Below are 16095 nucleotides of genomic sequence, written 5' to 3'. Positions count from 1 at the left end.
ATGACGGCGCCGCATGACTTCACCACCGAGATCGACGGTCGCGCCTTTCGCACGGCGCTGGGCCGGTTCGCCACGGGCGTGGCGGTCGTTTCGTGCGTGACCGAGACCGGCCACGCGCTGGCGTCCACCGTCAGTTCCTTCAATTCGGTATCGCTCGATCCGCCGCTGGTGCTGTTCAGCCTGGCGAACGCCGCGGCGTCCATGCCGGCATGGCAGCGGGCCAGCCACTACGGCGTGACGCTGTTGCATGCGGACCAGGCCGACCTGTCGAACACCTTTGCGCGGCCATCACCGGACAAATGGAAAGGGGTCCGGCCGTTGGAGGGCCCGGTCACCGGCGTCCCGATGGTGCCGAACGCGCTGGCCTGGTTCGAGTGCGAAGCGTACCGGCAGGTCGAAGGCGGCGACCACACGATTTTTGTTGGCCGGGTCGTGTCGATGCGCACCCGCATGCATGCCGACGACAGCCCGTTGCTGTTTTTCAAAGGACGCTATCGCGGCCTTGCACGAGAAGCCGACCCCGTCGTTGCCGATGACGGACTCTGGCTGCATGGATGGTAGGCGGCGTGCCGCGGCTTGTCCGCGCCTCGCCGTCGTAACGCACGCTTCCCCGATGTTCATCTGACTTCCCACCCCTCGCCTGAACAGGACGCCCCATGTCATTACACCGTATCGGCCGCCGTGCCATCGTGTTCTCCGCCATTTCCCTGCTGTCGACACTGGCGCCGGCGTCGTGGGTCCAGGCGCAATCCGGGCCGATCGTGATGAAGGTCGGTACGGCGACCATCAATGACGTGCAGCATGAATGGATGAAGCGATTTGCGGACTTCGTGGCCAAGGATGGCGAAGGCAAGATCAAGGTAGAGATCTATCCGGCAAGCCAGTTGGGGGCCATTCCGCGGATGATCGAAGGCACGCAGTTCGGCTCGATCCAGGCCTTTGTGGGTCCGCCGGAATTCTTGAGTGGCGTCGATTCGCGCTATGAAATACTGAGCAGTCCGGGACTGTTCACGAACCTGGACCACGCCAACAAAACCTTGCAGGACCCCGCGTTCAACCAGGCGTTCCTGAACATCGGCAAGAGCAAGGGGTTGAAAGGCATTGGTCTGTTCGTGAATGGCCCCAGCGTCATCAACACCCGCCAGAAGGCGCACAAGCTGGCCGACCTGCAGCGGCTCAAGATTCGCGTGCTGGCGTCTCCGGTGCAGATGGAACAGATCCGGAAGATGGGGGCGACGCCGGTGCCGATGGCGTTGAGTGAAGTCCTGCCGGCCCTGCAGCAGGGAACCATCGACGGCGTGATGAGCGTGCTGCCCGTGCTTGCCGCCTTCCGGTATTACGATGCGGCGCGCTACATGCTGGAAACCGATCATTCGATCGTCAGTGTGGTGTCGGTCGTCAATACCGAATGGTTCGACAAATTGACGCCGCCGCTGCAGAAGGTGGTGGTGGACGCAGGTCAGCGCGCGAGCCGTGAGGTCTATCCGTGGGCCGTGGATTTCATCGTCAAGCAACGCGCCCTGTGGACCGCCAATGGCGGCGAAGTCGCCCGCCTGGACCCTGCTGAACAGGCTGCCCTGCTGGCGTCGCTTGCGCCGATCGGCAAGGAAGTCGCATCACGCAAGGCCAATCAGAAAGCCTTGTACGACGTGCTGGTCGACGCCGCGCAGCGCAGCCGCTGATCGCGGGCAACGGGGAGCTATTCATGCATACAGAGATTCGCAGTCCCGTCACGGGCAGCGCAAGCGGCAGTCGCACGAAGGGTGGCGTTGGCGTTGATGGCGTGGTGCGCGGTATCGACCGGGCCAGCAATGCGGCATTACACGTTGCGACGGCGCTGTTGTTCGTCATCGTTGCGCTGAGCTGCGCCAACGTGGTCGGCCGATACGTTTTCGGCGCGCCCATCAGTTGGGCGGACGAAGCGGTCATGTTCCTGATGATCTGGATGGTGTTTCTGGGGGCCGTCGCGGTGGCCTGGAATGATCAGCACATCAAGGTGGAAGTGCTGGTCGGCATGGCGTCGCCCCGGTGGCAGGTCGTCATTCGCACGATCGTGGACTTGGTCGTTGCGGCCGTGGCGTTGCTGCTCTGCCAGGCCGGTGGCGGACTGATCTGGAAGTTGCTCAAATTTGATCAACGCAGTGACGCGCTGGAGATCCCCCTCTATATTCCGCAGGCAGCGATCCCGGTGGGTATGGGGGTGATCGGACTGTTCGTGCTGGTTCGCCTGGTCTTGCGGGTGCGGGCCGCCCGGCGCGCAACGGTTGCGGGTGACGCGACATGATCGAAATGCTTGTGTACCTTGCGATACCGATCGTGCTGTTGGTTGCCGGGACGCCGATCTATGTGGTCCTGCTGGCCGCCGGCATGGCCGCGCTGGGACTGCTGACCGACTATCCCCTCGGCGCCATCCATACCGCCGCCTTTGGCAGCCTCGACAGCTTTCCGCTGTTGGCGATTCCCTTGTTCATTTTTGCTGGCGACATCATGGGGCAGGGCGGGATCGCGCGCCGCCTGGTCGACTGGGTGCTGTCCATCATTGGCGGCGTGCGGGGTTCGCTGGGCATTGCGACCATTACGTCTGCCGAACTGTTCGGCACCATGTCCGGGTCGAGCGTAGGCTGCGTCGCAGCGGTGGGCCGCCTGCTGTACCCGACCCTCTGCGCGAACGGGTATCCGCCGCGATTCGCCGCCAGCCTGATCGCCTCGGCAGGCGCCGTGGCCGTCATCATCCCACCGTCGATCGCGATGATCATCTACGGGATCGTGGCGCAGCAATCGATTCCGAAATTGTTCATGGCGGGCATCGTTCCCGGCATCCTGATCGGATTGCTGGTGGTGGTGTATATCGCGGTGTATGCCCGGATCGAACGGGTGCCGCTCATGAGCAAGGCGCGGTGGGCCACCATCGCGACCACATCGCGCGCGGCCGTCTTTGCGCTCGCGGCACCCGTATTCATCCTGGGCGGGATCTACGGCGGCATCTTCACGCCTACGGAAGCGGCGGGCGTCGCCTGCGTCTACTCGATGCTGGTGTCCCGCTACATCTACCGTGAACTGACGTGGAAGCAGATCTGGGCCGTCGCGCAGGGATCGACCCGGCTTGTCGCGCAGATTCTGGTCATCGTCGCGGCGGCAGGTGTCTATGCGTGGATGGTCACGACCAGTGGGTTTCCGGTCAAGCTCGTCGAGCTGATCCAGTCCATCGGCCTGGGCCCGATCGGCCTGCTGTTGATCTTCAATATCGTGCTGCTGTTGATGGGCAGTGTTCTGGAGCCGCCCGCAACGATCCTGATGCTGGCGCCCCTGGTCATGCCGCTGGTGACCAGCGTGGGCATTGATCCTATCCACTTCGGCATCATCATGACCGTCAATCTGGCCATCGGCATGTTCCTGCCGCCGTTCGGGCTCAACCTCTTTGCCGCGCAGACCGTCTTCAACATGCCGCTGTCGTCGCTCTACCGCGGGGTGGTGCCCTTCATGGTGCTGTACCTGTTCGCCTTGCTGCTGATCACCTACATTCCGGGGATCTCGCTCGGGCTGATGCACTGGGTGTACCGCTGATCCGTCGGGTGGGAATTCGCGGCCGGCATCTGGGATGTGGCGCTTCTGTGTGGACGCGTCGCCTTGGGCGTCTTGGTTGGGTGCCTTGTTGGGGTGCCTTACTTGAGCGTCTTGCTGGCGGCCGCTCGTTTTGCCGCCACCTTCCGCACCGCCGGGGTTCGCGTCGCGGCCTTGCGTGCGCGCGGCTTCGGCGCGTCGGGCGCCGGTTTCGCCATGTCGAGCAGGTCGCCGTAATGCACCTCGGCCAGCACCCGCTGCGAGTTCAGCACCAGCATCTTCATGGCCCGGGTCACGGTGGCCAACTCGTCAGCGGCGATCCCCTGGAACAGCTGATCGTTCACCTTGCGCACCAGCGGAGCAATGCGGTCGACTTCCGCCTGACCCGTGGGCGACAACGACACCAGCACACTGCGGCCATCCGCCTCATTGGGACGCTTGACCAGCAGTTTGGCGCGGATCATGCGGCCCACTTCGGTCGTCACATGCGGAGCCGCCAGCCGGATATGATCGGACAATTCCCGGATGGTGACGCCTTCTTCGTTTTCTTTGTGCGCCACGCCCATCAGCACCGCAAACTGGCTGCCGGTCAGCCCCAGCACTTTGCTGAACACCTCGCGGCAGGACATCAGCCCGTCCAGGCCGCGAACGATGTTGTAGATGCTTTCACGAAAGGCCTTGTCGGTCCCGCCACTGAAAAATTCCTCACGCGAGGTGGTCGAGGGCGGGCGGTAGGAACGGGGCTCTTTCGACGGACTGGAAGGCATGCAGGCTCGATCAGTATTGGGAACTGCCTGCATTGTACTTAAAGGTTGAAGGTAGTTTTTTAGGTATCTCGGTCCGCGCCCATCCGATGCGGGCGCGGAACTCACATCAAAATAATGTCGTACTGCTCCTGCGAATAAATCCCTTCCACCTGCAATGTAATCGGCTTGCCCGTGAAGTCCCCCAGCGCCGCCAGGTTCTGGCTTTCCTCTTCCAGGAACATATCCACCACCGCCTGCGACGCCAGGATCCGGAATTCCTTCGGATTGAACTGCCGCGCCTCGCGCAGGATCTCGCGCAGGATTTCGTAGCACAGCGTCTTGGGCGTTTTCACGTGGCCGCGGCCGCCGCAGGTCGGGCAGGACTCGCACAACACGTGGCTCAGCGATTCGCGGGTGCGTTTGCGGGTCATCTCCACCAGACCCAGCTGCGTGAAGCCGTTCAAGGTGATGCGCGTCCGGTCGCGGGCCAGGGCCTTGCGCAGTTCGCTCAACACGGCTTCGCGGTGGTCCACGTTTTCCATGTCGATGAAGTCGAGGATGACGATGCCGCCCAGGTTGCGCAGGCGCAGCTGGCGGGCGATGGCCTGGGCGGCTTCGAGGTTGGTGCGGAAGATGGTGTCGTCGAAGTTGCGGCCGCCGACGAAGCCGCCGGTGTTGACGTCGATGGTGGTCAGCGCTTCGGTCTGGTCGATGATCAGGTAGCCGCCGGACTTCAGGTCGACGCGGCGCGAGAGGGCGCGCGCGATTTCGTCGTCGGCGTGGTACAGGTCGAAGAGGGGACGCTCGCCGGTGTAGTGGACGAGACGATCAATGACAGAAGGCGTGAATTCGCGGGCCCAGTTGGTGAGCCGCGCAAAGTTTTCGCGCGAGTCGATCATGATGGTGGCGGTGTCGGCATTGACCACGTCGCGCAGCACGCGTTGGGCGAGGTCAAGGTCGGCATGCAGCAAGGACGGCGCGCCCTGGACGCGGGCCTGCTTCTGCATGATGCTCCAGATCTTGCGCAGGTAGCCGATGTCGGCGGCGAGTTCTTCGTCGCTGGCGTCTTCGGCCTGGGTGCGGACGATGAATCCGCCTTTGTCTTCGGGCGAGACCAGGCGCTGCACGCGTTCGCGCAGGGCCACGCGTTCGGCTTCGGATTCGATGCGTTGCGAGATGCCGATGTGCGGGTCGTAAGGCAGGAACACCAGCATGCGGCCGGCGATGCTGACCTGCGTGGACAGGCGTGCGCCTTTGGTGCCGATGGGGTCCTTGATGACCTGGACCATGAGCGTCTGGCCTTCGAACAGCAGCTTTTCGATCGGCGTGGTGGGGTGTCCGCCATGAGCGCGTTCGTGGCGGCTTTCGCGGATGTCGGCGATGTGCAGGAAGGCGGCGCGACCCAGGCCGATGTCGATGAAAGCGCTCTGCATGCCGGGCAGCACGCGGGCGACCTTGCCCAGATAGATGTTGCCGACGTAGCCCTTCTGGGACGTCCGCTCGATGTGAAGCTCTTGTACTGCGCCTTGCTGGATGACGGCGACGCGGGTCTCGTAGGGCGAGATGTTGATAAGGATGTCTTCGGTCATTGGGGAAAGCCAGAGTGGCCCCGGAAAGGGCGGTTGGCCTCAGCTTACCCCGAGATGATCCCTCGATGCGCCGTGCGGGACGCCGGGCGTTGCGACCGGCGGTAAATTCAGGGCAGGACGATGCTGGCGTGGCCGAGCAGGCGCGCGGTCTCGTACAGCGGCAGGCCCATCACACCGGTAAAGCTGCCGTCGATGCGTGACACGAACACGCCGGCCAAGCCCTGGATGCCGTAGGCGCCGGCCTTGTCATACGGTTCGCCCGTGTCGCAGTAGCGGGCCAGCTCGTCGGCTGTCAGATCGCGGAAATGCACCTGCGTGACCGAGACGTCTTCGTGCAGTTGGCCGTCATGGAGCAACGCAATCGCGGTATGGACCTCATGCTGGCGGCCTGACAGCAGCGACAGGATGCGGATCGCGTCGTCGCGGTCAACGGGCTTGCCGAGCACTTGGCCATCAAGGATGACGGTGGTGTCCGCCGCCAGGATGGGCCTGGCGGGCAACCCGCGTTCGGCCATGAGCACAGCGCCTTGCCGTGCCTTGTCGCGTGCCGTGCGGCGCACGTAATCGGCCGCGGACTCGCCATCGAGTTGCGGCTCGTCGGGTCCCTCGGATGGCGGCGGAATCAGCAGCTCATGCGCGATGCCGAGCTGGGTCAGCAGCTCGCGGCGGCGGGGGCTTTTGGAGGCAAGGTAGATCGTCGTCACGTGGGGTTGCCTCACGCGCGGTGATAGGGATGATTGTTCAGGATGGACCAGGCGCGGTACAGCTGTTCAGCCAGCAGCACGCGCACCATGCCGTGCGGCAGGGTCAGGCTGGACAGGCGGATGAGTCCGTCGCAGCGGGCCTTCAGCGCCGCGTCCAGGCCGTCGGGCCCGCCGATGATCAGGCCGACGTCGCGGCCGTCGTCACGCCAGGTCTGGAATTGGCGGGACAGTTCGACGGTGGTCAGGTCGCGGCCGCGCTCATCCAGGGCCAGCCATCGACCGCCCTGGGGCATGACGGCGTCGATACGTTTGGCTTCAAGTGCTTCCATCTGGGCCGGCGTCTTGCCGGTGGTACGGGCTTCCGGCTTGACCTCGCGCAGTTCGATCGCGCAGTCGGCCGGCATGCGTTTGGCGTAATCCGAGAACGCTTCGTCCACCCAGCCGGGCATCCGCGTTCCCACTGCCACGATGATGAGCTTCATGCAGGAAAGGCGTTACAGAAACGTCTTTTGCTGGGTCTTCTTGCCGCCCCAGATTTCCTCGAGGTTGTAGTACTCGCGGATGGCGGGCTGCATGAGGTGGACGACGATGTCGCCCAGGTCGACCAGGACCCATTCGCCCGTGTCTTCGCCTTCGGTGGCGATGACGTCCTTGCCGATTTCCTTGGCCTTTTCGCGGACGCTGTTGGCGAGTGCGCGGGTGTGGCGGTTGGAAGTGCCGCTGGCGATGATGACGCGGTCGAACAGACCGGTCAGGCGGGTGGTGTCATAGACCGAGACGTGCTGGGCCTTGACGTCGTCGAGGGCGTCGACGATCGCGTGTTCGAAGAGGGTAATGTCCATGCTTTAAGCCTGATACAGGTGGTGAGAGTTGATATACCGGAGCACCTCGGGAGGAACGAGGTGATCGACCGGCTCGCGCTGCGCGAGCCGCCGCCGGATTTCCGAACCCGACACCGGCATCTCCGGCATAGGCAGGTGGTGCAGGGGGCGGTTGTGCGTGTCCAGGACGCGCTGCAGGGGTTCGGGTGGCCGGGGTTGGCTGCCCGGCCGCGCCGCCACCGCCAGTTCGGCGATCGCAACGATGTCCTGCCAGCGGTGCCAGGTGCAGAAGTTGGCGAGTTGGTCGGCGCCAAGGATCCATACGTACTGGACAGCGGGCCGTTGCTGCGCCTGGTCGAGGTCGACCAGTGCCTGCAACGTATCGACAGTGTAACTGGGGCCGCCCCGATCGATTTCAATGGAGTTGAGCGCCAACCCCGGATGACCGTGGATGGCAAGCGACACCATGGCCGCGCGGTGGGTGCTGTCCGCCGACAGCGGCGCGCGCTGCCAGGGCGCCGCCGCCGGAATCAGGTGGACGGCGCTGGCGTTGAGCGTGCGCAGCGCGCATTCGGCAAGGGCGATGTGAGCGTGATGGATGGGGTCGAAACTGCCCCCCAGCAACCCAACCCGTGCGCCGGGGCGGGGTGGCGTCAAACCCACTCCCGTGCGGGCAGGAAGTCGTAGATGCGCGCTTCGGCCGATCCGGGTTCCGGCGTCCAGTCATAGCGCCAGTGCACGACGGGAGGCATGGACATCAGGATCGATTCGGTGCGGCCGCCCGACTGCAGCCCGAACAGCGTGCCGCGGTCGAAGACCAGGTTGAATTCGACATAACGGCCGCGCCGGTAGCACTGGAAGTCGCGTTCGCGCTCGCCATAGGGCAGGCCGACCCGCTTTTCCACGATGGGCAGGTAGGCCTGCAGGAAGCTGTCGCCCACCGATCGGGTCATGGCGAACGAGTGCTCGAACCCCAGCTGGTTGAAGTCGTCATAGAAGATGCCGCCGATGCCGCGCGCTTCCTTGCGATGCTTCAGGTAGAAGTAGGTGTCGCACCACGCTTTGAACTGCGGATATAGCTCGGCGCCCGATGGGTCGAGCGCGTCCTTGCAGGTCTGATGGAAGTGGACGGCGTCTTCTTCGAACGGGTAGTAGGGCGTCAGGTCCATGCCGCCGCCGAACCAGAACACGTCGTCGGCCAGCACGCCGTCGACGGCGTCGGCGCCTTCCTCGGCCTTGGGGGCCTTGGCGATGAAGACGCGCACGTTCAGGTGCACGGTCGGGACCATGGGGTTGCGCGGGTGCAGCACCAGCGAGACGCCCATGGCTTCCCAGGGGCGGCCGGCCAGTTCGGGCCGGTGCGCGCTGGCGGTCGGGGGCAGGGTGGCGCCCATGACGTGGCTGAACAGCACGCCGCCGCGTTCGAATACGTCGCCGCCTTCGATCAGCCGCGAAATGCCGCCGCCGCCTTCCGGCCGCACCCAGGTGTCGGTGCGGAAGGGCTGGCCGCCGATGGCTTCAAGGCCGTCAACGATCCGGCCCTGCAGCCCGGTAAAGAAGTCGTAGGTACGCTGGGTGTCTATCTTCATGCGGGGATCTTCATGCCGTCGTCAGGCTTCCGGCGGCGCATTGCGGCGGGCGATCGCGCGCCAGCCGATGTCGCGGCGGCACTGCATGCCGTCGAAATGGATCGACTGCATGACGTCGTAGGCGCGTTGCTGCGCCAGCTTGACGGAGTCGCCCAGTGCGGTCACGCAGAGCACGCGGCCGCCGCTGGTCTTGGCGACGCCGTTTTCAAGGCGCGTGCCGGCATGGAACACCATGGCGTCGGGCTGCTCGGGCGGCAGGCCGTGAATGGCGTCGCCATTGCGGGGCGTGTCGGGATAGTTGTGCGCGGCCATGACGACGCCCAGCGCCGTGCGGCGGTCCCAGTCGATGTTGGCCTTGTCGAGCGTGCCGGCCACGCCGTGCTCGAACACTTCCAGCAGGTCGCTCTTGACGCGCATCATGATGGGCTGCGTTTCGGGATCGCCCATGCGGCAGTTGAATTCCAGGACCTTGGGGCCCTGCGCGCTGATCATCAGGCCAGCGTACAGGAAACCCGTGAACTGGATGCCGTCTTTGGCCATGCCCTGGATGGTCGGCAGGATGACTTCGCGCATGACGCGACCATGCAGTTCCGGCGTGACCACAGGAGCGGGCGAATACGCGCCCATGCCGCCCGTGTTCGGGCCTTCGTCGTTGTCTTTCAGGCGCTTGTGGTCCTGGCTGGTGGCCAGTGGCAGCACGTTGCGGCCATCACAGAGGACGATGAAGCTGGCTTCTTCGCCTTCCAGGAATTCTTCGATGACCACCCGTGCGCCGGCCGCGCCCAGCTTGCCGTCACCCAGCATGCTGTCGATGGCGTCGTGCGCTTCCTGCACGGTGGTCGCAACGACCACGCCCTTGCCGGCCGCCAGGCCGTCGGCCTTGACTACGATCGGCGCGCCTTCGGCGTCGATATAGGCATGGGCCAGGGCAGGGTCGGTAAAGGTCTGGTACTTGGCGGTCGGGATGTGGTGCCGGACCATGAAGGCCTTGGCGAAATCCTTGGAGCTTTCCAGCTGCGCGGCGGCTTTGGTGGGGCCGAAGATCTTGAGCCCGCGCGAGCGGAAGACGTCGACCACGCCGGCGGCCAGGGGCGCTTCGGGGCCGACAACCGTCAGCGCGATGCCTTCCTGTTCGACGAAGTCGGCCAGGGCCGCGGAGTCGGTGATGTCGACGTTGTGCAGATAGGGATTGAGCGCCGTGCCGCCGTTGCCCGGGGCAACGAACACTTTTTGTGCCTTGGCGGACTTGGCCAGTTGCCAGGCAAGGGCGTGTTCGCGGCCACCGGAGCCGATAACGAGAAGTTTCATCTTGGCTTACGCGTCCATGACAGCAGTGGTGTAGACCTCCTGGACGTCGTCCAGGGATTCAAGGGCATCCAGCAATTTCTGCATTTTTTCGGCGTCTTCGCCGGTCAGGACGGCTTCATTCAGGGCTTTCATGACGACGCCGTCGACCTCGGCCTTCAGGCCAGCCTTGTCGAAGGCGGCCAGGACGGCGGGGTAATCGGGTGGCGAGGTGATGACTTCGATCAGGCCTTCTTCGTCGGTGATGACGTCTTCGGCGCCCGCTTCCAGCGCGACTTCCATGACCTTGTCTTCGGAGGTGCCCGGTGCGAACAGGAACTGTCCGCAATGCTTGAACATGAATCCCACGGACCCTTCGGTGCCGAGGTTGCCGCCGTTCTTGGCGAACGCGTGGCGCACGTCGGCCACGGTGCGGGTGCGGTTGTCGGTCATGCAGTCGACGATGACCGCCGCGCCGTTGATGCCGTAGCCTTCGTAGCGGATTTCTTCGTAGTCGGCGCCATCGGCACCGCCCGCCCCCCGCGTGACCGCCCGCAGGATCGTGTCCTTGGGCATGTTGGTCGCGGTGGCCTTGTCCCAGGCGAGACGCAGCCGGGGGTTGGCATCGGGATCGGGGCCACCGGCGCGCGCGGCGACGGTGACTTCACGGATGATTTTGGTCCACAGCTTGCCGCGTTTGGCGTCTTGGCGCCCTTTGCGGTGCTGAATATTGGCCCATTTGCTATGTCCGGCCATGGGATTCGCTTGTTGTAAGTCGGGGAATCCACCATTTTAGCTTGTACGGCCAGCCCCGACGCAAAACTGCTGAATCTGGGTTCGGATACGACACTCATGGTGTGCAAGCGGTGTTAATCAGGGCACCGTGGATCTGGCTTCGCCAGTCCACCAGTGCCGCCCCTGGGGGAGGCGCGAAGCGCCCAGGGGGGGGGCGAATGCCTGGGTTCGGATACGACACTCAGCGGGGCATATACTCGTTTTTCTCAACAGCAGGTTATGCACCATGGCCGACCCTATCCTGATCGCGAAACACGGCAGCACCGAAGTTTTCCTTCTTCCGGGTATGGCCAACCGGCATGGCTGCATCACCGGGGCGACCGGGACTGGCAAGACCGTTACGTTGCAGGTGCTGGCCGAGGCGTTCTCTGCCCAGGGCATCCCCGTATTTCTGGCCGACGTGAAGGGCGATCTGACCGGCCTGACCCAGGCAGGCACGCCATCCCCCAAGCTGACGGAACGCCTGGCTTCGCTGGGCATGGACACGCCCGTCTGGCGCGCCAGCCCCGCTACGCTATGGGACGTATTCGGCCAGCAGGGCCACCCGGTGCGCGCCACCGTGTCCGACATGGGACCGCTGCTGCTGGGCCGGATGCTGAAACTGAATGACACCCAGGCCGGCGTGCTGTCCATGGTGTTCCGGATCGCCGACGACAGCGGCATGCTGTTGCTGGACATGAAAGACCTGCGGGCGATGCTGCAGTACGTGGGCGACAACGCGGCGCAATTCAAGACGCAATACGGCAACGTGTCGGCCGCGTCGGTGGGCGCCATCCAGCGCGGGCTGCTCGCACTGGAAGACCAAGGCGGCGATCAATTCTTTGGCGAGCCCATGCTCAACATCGACGACCTGATGCAGACCGACGCGCAAGGCCGCGGCATCGTCAACATCCTGGCGGCCGACAAGCTGATGCAGTCACCCACCCTGTACGCCACCTTCCTGCTGTGGCTGCTGTCCGAGCTGTACGAACACCTGCCCGAGGCGGGCGATACCGACAAGCCGCGCTTCGTATTCTTTTTCGATGAAGCGCACCTGCTGTTCAAGGACGCGCCCAAGGCCTTGCTCGACAAGATCGAACAGGTGGTCCGGCTGATCCGGTCCAAGGCGGTCGGCGTGTATTTCGTGACGCAGAACCCGCTGGACATTCCGGACACGGTGCTGGGACAGCTGGGCAATCGCATCCAGCATGCCTTGCGGGCGTTCACGCCGCGGGATCAGAAGGCGGTGAAGTCGGCGGCCGACACGATGCGGCCGAACGCCGGGCTGGACATTGGCGCCGCGATCACCGAGCTGGGGGTGGGCGAGGCCCTGGTGTCGGTGCTGGACGAGAAGGGCCGGCCCTGCCCGACAGAACGGGTGTACATCGTGCCGCCCGCGAGCCGCATCGGGCAGGCTACCCAGGCCGAGCGGGAGGCGGTACGCGCCGGATCGCTGGTGGCCGGGGTCTACGAGACGGCGGTGGATCGCGAGTCGGCGTATGAAAAATTGACGCAGCGGGTGGAGGCAGCGCCTGCGGGAGCCGGCAAGGGCGCACCGGATGCGGGTCGGGACGGCGGTTCGTCGACGTCGACAGCGTCACCGATGCCCGTGCCCACGGCGGGCCGCGGTGAACCCGCCGTTGCCGACGAACCCGCATCCGGCGGCATGATGGACGGCTTGCGCGACGTGCTGTTCGGCAGCACCGGGCCCCGCGGCGGCCGCCATCCGGGCATGCTGGAATCGGTGGCCAAAAGCGCCGCGCGATCGGTGGGATCGCAAGTGGCGCGCGAGATCACGCGCGGCCTGCTCGGGTCATTGCTGGGCGGGCGCAAACGGCGGTAAGACGCATCGTGCTGTCTCGCCGGATATCGCCGGCAAAGGGCCAGCCGCTGACCTTCAACCGGCACCGCGAGCCCTCAGGAACGCACACAAAAAGGCGCCGATCCTGCTGCATGCAGTGATCGGCGCTTTGTCATCGAGGCGGTCGCCAGGCAGGCCGTTTAGTGCGCGCCGCCCCCATCCGCCGGCTTGCCACTTGGCTTGCCGGGCCGGGCGAACCACACCATGGCAATCAGGATCAGGAAGATGATGCCCGAGGCGTAGAAGATGTCCGTCACGGCCATCGTTGCCGACTGGGCGCTGATCAGGCCGTTCAACGACGCGAGGGCCGATTGCGGCGACATCCCGTTGGCCTGCATGCCCTGCAACGCGGCTTGCGCAGCGGCGTTCCCTGACGTGATGTTTTCGGTCAGGTGCGCGTGATGCATTGACGTGCGGTTTTCCCACAGCGTGGTCGAGATCGACGTGCCGAAGGCGCCGGCCGTGATCCGGCAGAAGTTCGACAGGCCCGATGCGCTGGCGATCTTGTCGGGCGGTTGCCCTGCCATGGTCAGCGACACCAGCGGCACAAAGAACGCGGCCATGCCGGCGCCCTGGATCAGGGTCGGGATCAGCAGCGAGTTCATGTCGACCTGCGGCGTGAAGTTGCCCCGCATGAAGCTGACGACCGCGAACACGATAAAGGCGGCGGTGACCAGCAGCCGGGGGTCGGTCTTGGCCAGCATCTTGCCGACGATGGGCGTGAGCACGATGGCCAGCAGGCCCACCGGCGCCGTCACCATGCCGGCATCGGTGGCCGGGTAGCCCATGACCGTCTGCAACCACAAGGGCAGCAGCACCACGTTGCCGAAGAACACGCCGTACGCAACCGACAGGGTGACCGCGCCGACCGTGAAATTGCGGCCCTTGAACAGGCGCAGGTCCACCACCGGATGCCTGTCGGTCAGTTCCCAGATGATGAAGAACACGAACGCGACGAAGGCCACCAGTGCGAGCACCACCACGGTGGTGTTCTCGAACCAGTCCAGTTCCTTGCCCTTGTCCAGCATGATCTGGAAGGCGGCCACCCACACCACCAGCAGCGTCAGGCCGATGGTGTCGATGGGCAGTTTGCGGGTCGGCGATTCGCGCTTGCGATAGATCATCCACGTCACCCAGGCCGACAGCAGGCCGACCGGAATGTTGATGTAGAAGATCCACGGCCACGAAAAATTGTCCGAGATCCAGCCGCCCAGCAGCGGACCGGCCACCGGCGCAACCAGCGTCGTCATTGCCCACAAGGCCAGCGCGATCCCGGATTTTTCCTTGGGATAGCTGCCGAGCATCAGTGTCTGCGACAGGGGAATCATCGGCCCGGCGACCAGCCCTTGCAGCACGCGGAAGGCGATCAGCGATTCCAGGTTGGGGGCGAGGCCGCACAGCCACGATGCCAGGATGAACAGCAGGACCGAACCGATGAACAGCCTGACCGTGCCGAAACGCTGCGTGAGCCAGCCCGTCAGGGGCAATGCAATCGCATTGGCCACGGCAAAGGACGTGATGACCCAGGTGCCCTGGCTGGTACTGACGCCAAGGTTGCCCGAAATGGCGGGCAGGGACACGTTGGCGATCGACGTATCCAGCACATTCATGAACACCGCGGCCGACAGCGCCAGGGTGCCCAACGCGCGCTGCATGCCTTCGAGCGGTGGATGGGCGGCCTGGCCGGGCGGCTTGCCCGGAGGCGCCGCGGGCCGGTCGGCCGGGGCGGCGCCGTCGCGCGGAAAGGAAGCGGTAGAAGAGGCCGTTGTCATGGGGAATCCGTTTGCGGCAATGCCTTACAGCGTGCCGACGGCACGGCGATTGGCGGCGGTGGCCGTCGTGGACTGGCGTTGCGCCGTGGCGTTGCCACGGGCAGGCGACCGGGTTGCGGCCGACGCGGCGGCATTGCCCTGGCGCACGTCACCCGACCGCTTGCCCAGGTTGTCGGCGATCGTCGCGGCGACCAGCTTGTCGGCGTCTTCCGACGTGTGATCCAGCGCCGTGGTGCTGTAGGCGGTGGCGTTGCGGCTGCCTTCGGACAGCGTCTTGCCGTCGGTCGACGTGATGTCCACTTCCGCCTGCATCGACAGGCCGACGCGCAGCGGATGCGCTTCGACTTCCTTGGGGTCCAGCGCGATGCGCACCGGCAGGCGTTGCACGACCTTGATCCAGTTGCCGGTGGCGTTCTGCGCAGGCAGCAGCGCAAAGGCTGCGCCCGTGCCCGCGCCCAGGCCGGCCACGGTGCCGCGGTATTCGACCTTGGATCCGTACACGTCAGCCGTCAGCTTGACCGGCTGGCCGATGCGCATCTTGCCCAGCTGCACTTCCTTGAAGTTGGCGTCGACCCAGACCTGGTCCAGCGGGACGATGGTCATCAGCGGCGTGCCCGGGGCCACGCGCTGGCCGACCTGCACGCTGCGCTTGGCGACATAGCCGCTGACCGGCGCGGGCAAGGACGACCGCGACAGGTTCAGATAGGCCTCGCGCACTTTGGCGGCCGCGCCCAGCACGTTGGGGTGCTGTTCGACGGACGTGCCGTCTGTCAGGGCGGTATTGGTGGCGAGCTGTTCGCGCGACGCGACCAGGGCGGCCTTGGCCGAGGCCACGGCCGACTTGGCGTTGGCCACGGTGGTTTGCGCATGCAGCAGTTCTTCACCGCTGACGGCGCCGGTGGCGGCCAGTTCTTCGCGGCGCTTGAGGTCGGCTTGCGCACGCGCCAGATCGGATTGCGTCTTGTCGATGTCGGCCTGGCGCACCGTGATGTTGGCGCCCAGCGCACCGTTGTTCGCGTACAGGGTGCGCACCTGGCGCACCGTCTGCGCCAGCGCGGCCTGGGCCTGGTCCAGCGCCACCTGCGCATCGGCCCGGTCCAGTTGCACCAGTACCTGGCCCGCCTTCACGAAGTCGGTGTCATCGGCATTGATGGCCGACACGGTGCTCGCGATCTGCGGCGTGATCTGCACCAGGTTGCCCTGGACGTAGGCGTCGTCGGTGTCCTCGAAATGACGGGCCACGATGGCCCAGTAGGCGCCGTAGCCGATCGCGCACAGGACAAAAACGCCGGCGGCGGTCAGCAGCAGCCGCTTGCGTTTTGGGTTGGACGCCGGTGCGGCGTTGGGAGTCTGAGCGTTTTCCATGGAAAGCCTCGGTGTTCGATAGATAAATA

Annotated in this window: 15 protein-coding genes and 1 pseudogene; 5 read left to right on the top strand and 11 right to left on the bottom strand. The window is 65.1% G+C overall.

What is annotated here, in order from left to right:
• The 4 genes from HD883_RS08905 (at nucleotide 1) to HD883_RS08890 (ending at nucleotide 3564) form a co-directional block, all read left to right on the top strand.
• On the top strand, nucleotides 1-561 hold the full coding sequence (locus HD883_RS08905; RefSeq protein WP_218863190.1) for a flavin reductase family protein: 561 nt from the start codon (nucleotides 1-3) through the stop codon (nucleotides 559-561).
• Between the two features lie 95 nt (nucleotides 562-656).
• A complete protein-coding gene (locus HD883_RS08900) occupies nucleotides 657-1682 on the top strand; it encodes a TRAP transporter substrate-binding protein (RefSeq protein ID WP_179586325.1) in 1026 nt (341 codons plus the stop codon).
• A 23-nt stretch (nucleotides 1683-1705) separates the two neighbouring features.
• Nucleotides 1706-2284: a TRAP transporter small permease gene (locus HD883_RS08895; protein ID WP_179586327.1), complete on the top strand. Its 579-nt coding sequence runs from the start codon at nucleotides 1706-1708 to the stop codon at nucleotides 2282-2284.
• A complete protein-coding gene (locus tag HD883_RS08890; RefSeq protein WP_179586329.1) occupies nucleotides 2281-3564 on the top strand; it encodes a TRAP transporter large permease in 1284 nt (427 codons plus the stop codon). The genes HD883_RS08895 and HD883_RS08890 overlap by 4 nt, the downstream gene beginning before the upstream one ends.
• A 98-nt stretch (nucleotides 3565-3662) precedes the next feature.
• Here HD883_RS08890 and HD883_RS08885 read toward each other — a convergent pair whose 3' ends face one another.
• The 9 genes and pseudogenes from HD883_RS08885 to HD883_RS08845 form a co-directional block, all read right to left on the bottom strand.
• Nucleotides 3663-4328 (bottom strand): MarR family winged helix-turn-helix transcriptional regulator, encoded by a 666-nt coding sequence (locus HD883_RS08885; RefSeq protein WP_179586331.1) that lies wholly within the window; start codon nucleotides 4326-4328, stop codon nucleotides 3663-3665.
• Nucleotides 4329-4429: 101 nt separating this feature from the next.
• Nucleotides 4430-5896, bottom strand: a complete 1467-nt coding sequence (rng, locus tag HD883_RS08880; RefSeq protein WP_179586333.1) for a ribonuclease G — start codon at nucleotides 5894-5896, stop codon at nucleotides 4430-4432.
• Between the two features lie 107 nt (nucleotides 5897-6003).
• Complete coding sequence (locus tag HD883_RS08875; RefSeq protein WP_179586334.1) at nucleotides 6004-6600, bottom strand: Maf family protein; 597 nt, start codon at nucleotides 6598-6600, stop codon at nucleotides 6004-6006.
• A gap of 11 nt (nucleotides 6601-6611) precedes the next feature.
• Nucleotides 6612-7082, bottom strand: a complete 471-nt coding sequence (rlmH, locus tag HD883_RS08870) for a 23S rRNA (pseudouridine(1915)-N(3))-methyltransferase RlmH (RefSeq protein ID WP_179586336.1) — start codon at nucleotides 7080-7082, stop codon at nucleotides 6612-6614.
• A gap of 24 nt (nucleotides 7083-7106) precedes the next feature.
• Nucleotides 7107-7442 (bottom strand): annotated as a pseudogene (gene rsfS / locus HD883_RS08865) (ribosome silencing factor); the annotation flags it as partial.
• A 3-nt stretch (nucleotides 7443-7445) separates the two neighbouring features.
• The gene (gene nadD, locus HD883_RS08860) at nucleotides 7446-8078 is read right to left on the bottom strand and encodes a nicotinate (nicotinamide) nucleotide adenylyltransferase (RefSeq protein ID WP_179586340.1); all 633 of its coding nucleotides are present in this window, start codon (nucleotides 8076-8078) and stop codon (nucleotides 7446-7448) included.
• On the bottom strand, nucleotides 8075-9010 hold the full coding sequence (gene hemF / locus HD883_RS08855) for an oxygen-dependent coproporphyrinogen oxidase (RefSeq protein WP_179586342.1): 936 nt from the start codon (nucleotides 9008-9010) through the stop codon (nucleotides 8075-8077). The genes nadD and hemF overlap by 4 nt, the downstream gene beginning before the upstream one ends.
• A 21-nt stretch (nucleotides 9011-9031) precedes the next feature.
• The gene (purD, locus tag HD883_RS08850) at nucleotides 9032-10318 is read right to left on the bottom strand and encodes a phosphoribosylamine--glycine ligase (protein WP_179586344.1); all 1287 of its coding nucleotides are present in this window, start codon (nucleotides 10316-10318) and stop codon (nucleotides 9032-9034) included.
• Between the two features lie 6 nt (nucleotides 10319-10324).
• On the bottom strand, nucleotides 10325-11050 hold the full coding sequence (locus HD883_RS08845; protein ID WP_179586346.1) for a YebC/PmpR family DNA-binding transcriptional regulator: 726 nt from the start codon (nucleotides 11048-11050) through the stop codon (nucleotides 10325-10327).
• Between the two features lie 265 nt (nucleotides 11051-11315).
• Here HD883_RS08845 and HD883_RS08840 point away from each other — a divergent pair, with 265 nt between their 5' ends.
• Nucleotides 11316-12911, top strand: a complete 1596-nt coding sequence (locus HD883_RS08840; RefSeq protein ID WP_179586347.1) for a helicase HerA-like C-terminal domain-containing protein — start codon at nucleotides 11316-11318, stop codon at nucleotides 12909-12911.
• Between the two features lie 158 nt (nucleotides 12912-13069).
• Here the strand turns inward: HD883_RS08840 and HD883_RS08835 are convergent, their stop codons facing one another.
• Both HD883_RS08835 and HD883_RS08830 read right to left on the bottom strand, forming a co-directional pair.
• Nucleotides 13070-14701, bottom strand: a complete 1632-nt coding sequence (locus tag HD883_RS08835) for a DHA2 family efflux MFS transporter permease subunit (protein WP_179586349.1) — start codon at nucleotides 14699-14701, stop codon at nucleotides 13070-13072.
• A 24-nt stretch (nucleotides 14702-14725) separates the two neighbouring features.
• Nucleotides 14726-16066, bottom strand: coding sequence for an HlyD family secretion protein (locus HD883_RS08830; protein ID WP_179586351.1), 1341 nt, complete (start codon nucleotides 16064-16066; stop codon nucleotides 14726-14728).
• Nucleotides 16067-16095 lie beyond the last annotated feature (29 nt).

The sequence above is a fragment of the Pigmentiphaga litoralis genome (assembly GCF_013408655.1).
GTDB classification, from domain to species: Bacteria; Pseudomonadota; Gammaproteobacteria; order Burkholderiales; family Burkholderiaceae_B; genus Pigmentiphaga; species Pigmentiphaga litoralis_A.
The sequence above is the reverse complement of the archived record's forward strand: the minus strand, read 5'-3'. Positions and strand labels throughout refer to the sequence as shown.

Excerpts from the sequence above, each read along its gene's own strand:
- HD883_RS08905 (WP_218863190.1), top strand. The coding sequence starts at position 1 with ATGACGGCGCCGCATGACTTCACCACCGAGATCGACGGTCGCGCCTTT.
- HD883_RS08900 (WP_179586325.1), top strand. The coding sequence starts at position 657 with ATGTCATTACACCGTATCGGCCGCCGTGCCATCGTGTTCTCCGCCATT.
- HD883_RS08895 (WP_179586327.1), top strand. The coding sequence starts at position 1,706 with ATGCATACAGAGATTCGCAGTCCCGTCACGGGCAGCGCAAGCGGCAGT.
- HD883_RS08890 (WP_179586329.1), top strand. The coding sequence starts at position 2,281 with ATGATCGAAATGCTTGTGTACCTTGCGATACCGATCGTGCTGTTGGTT.
- HD883_RS08885 (WP_179586331.1), bottom strand. The coding sequence starts at position 4,328 with ATGCCTTCCAGTCCGTCGAAAGAGCCCCGTTCCTACCGCCCGCCCTCG.
- rng (WP_179586333.1), bottom strand. The coding sequence starts at position 5,896 with ATGACCGAAGACATCCTTATCAACATCTCGCCCTACGAGACCCGCGTC.
- rlmH (WP_179586336.1), bottom strand. The coding sequence starts at position 7,082 with ATGAAGCTCATCATCGTGGCAGTGGGAACGCGGATGCCCGGCTGGGTG.
- hemF (WP_179586342.1), bottom strand. The coding sequence starts at position 9,010 with ATGAAGATAGACACCCAGCGTACCTACGACTTCTTTACCGGGCTGCAG.
- purD (WP_179586344.1), bottom strand. The coding sequence starts at position 10,318 with ATGAAACTTCTCGTTATCGGCTCCGGTGGCCGCGAACACGCCCTTGCC.
- HD883_RS08845 (WP_179586346.1), bottom strand. The coding sequence starts at position 11,050 with ATGGCCGGACATAGCAAATGGGCCAATATTCAGCACCGCAAAGGGCGC.
- HD883_RS08840 (WP_179586347.1), top strand. The coding sequence starts at position 11,316 with ATGGCCGACCCTATCCTGATCGCGAAACACGGCAGCACCGAAGTTTTC.
- HD883_RS08835 (WP_179586349.1), bottom strand. The coding sequence starts at position 14,701 with ATGACAACGGCCTCTTCTACCGCTTCCTTTCCGCGCGACGGCGCCGCC.
- HD883_RS08830 (WP_179586351.1), bottom strand. The coding sequence starts at position 16,066 with ATGGAAAACGCTCAGACTCCCAACGCCGCACCGGCGTCCAACCCAAAA.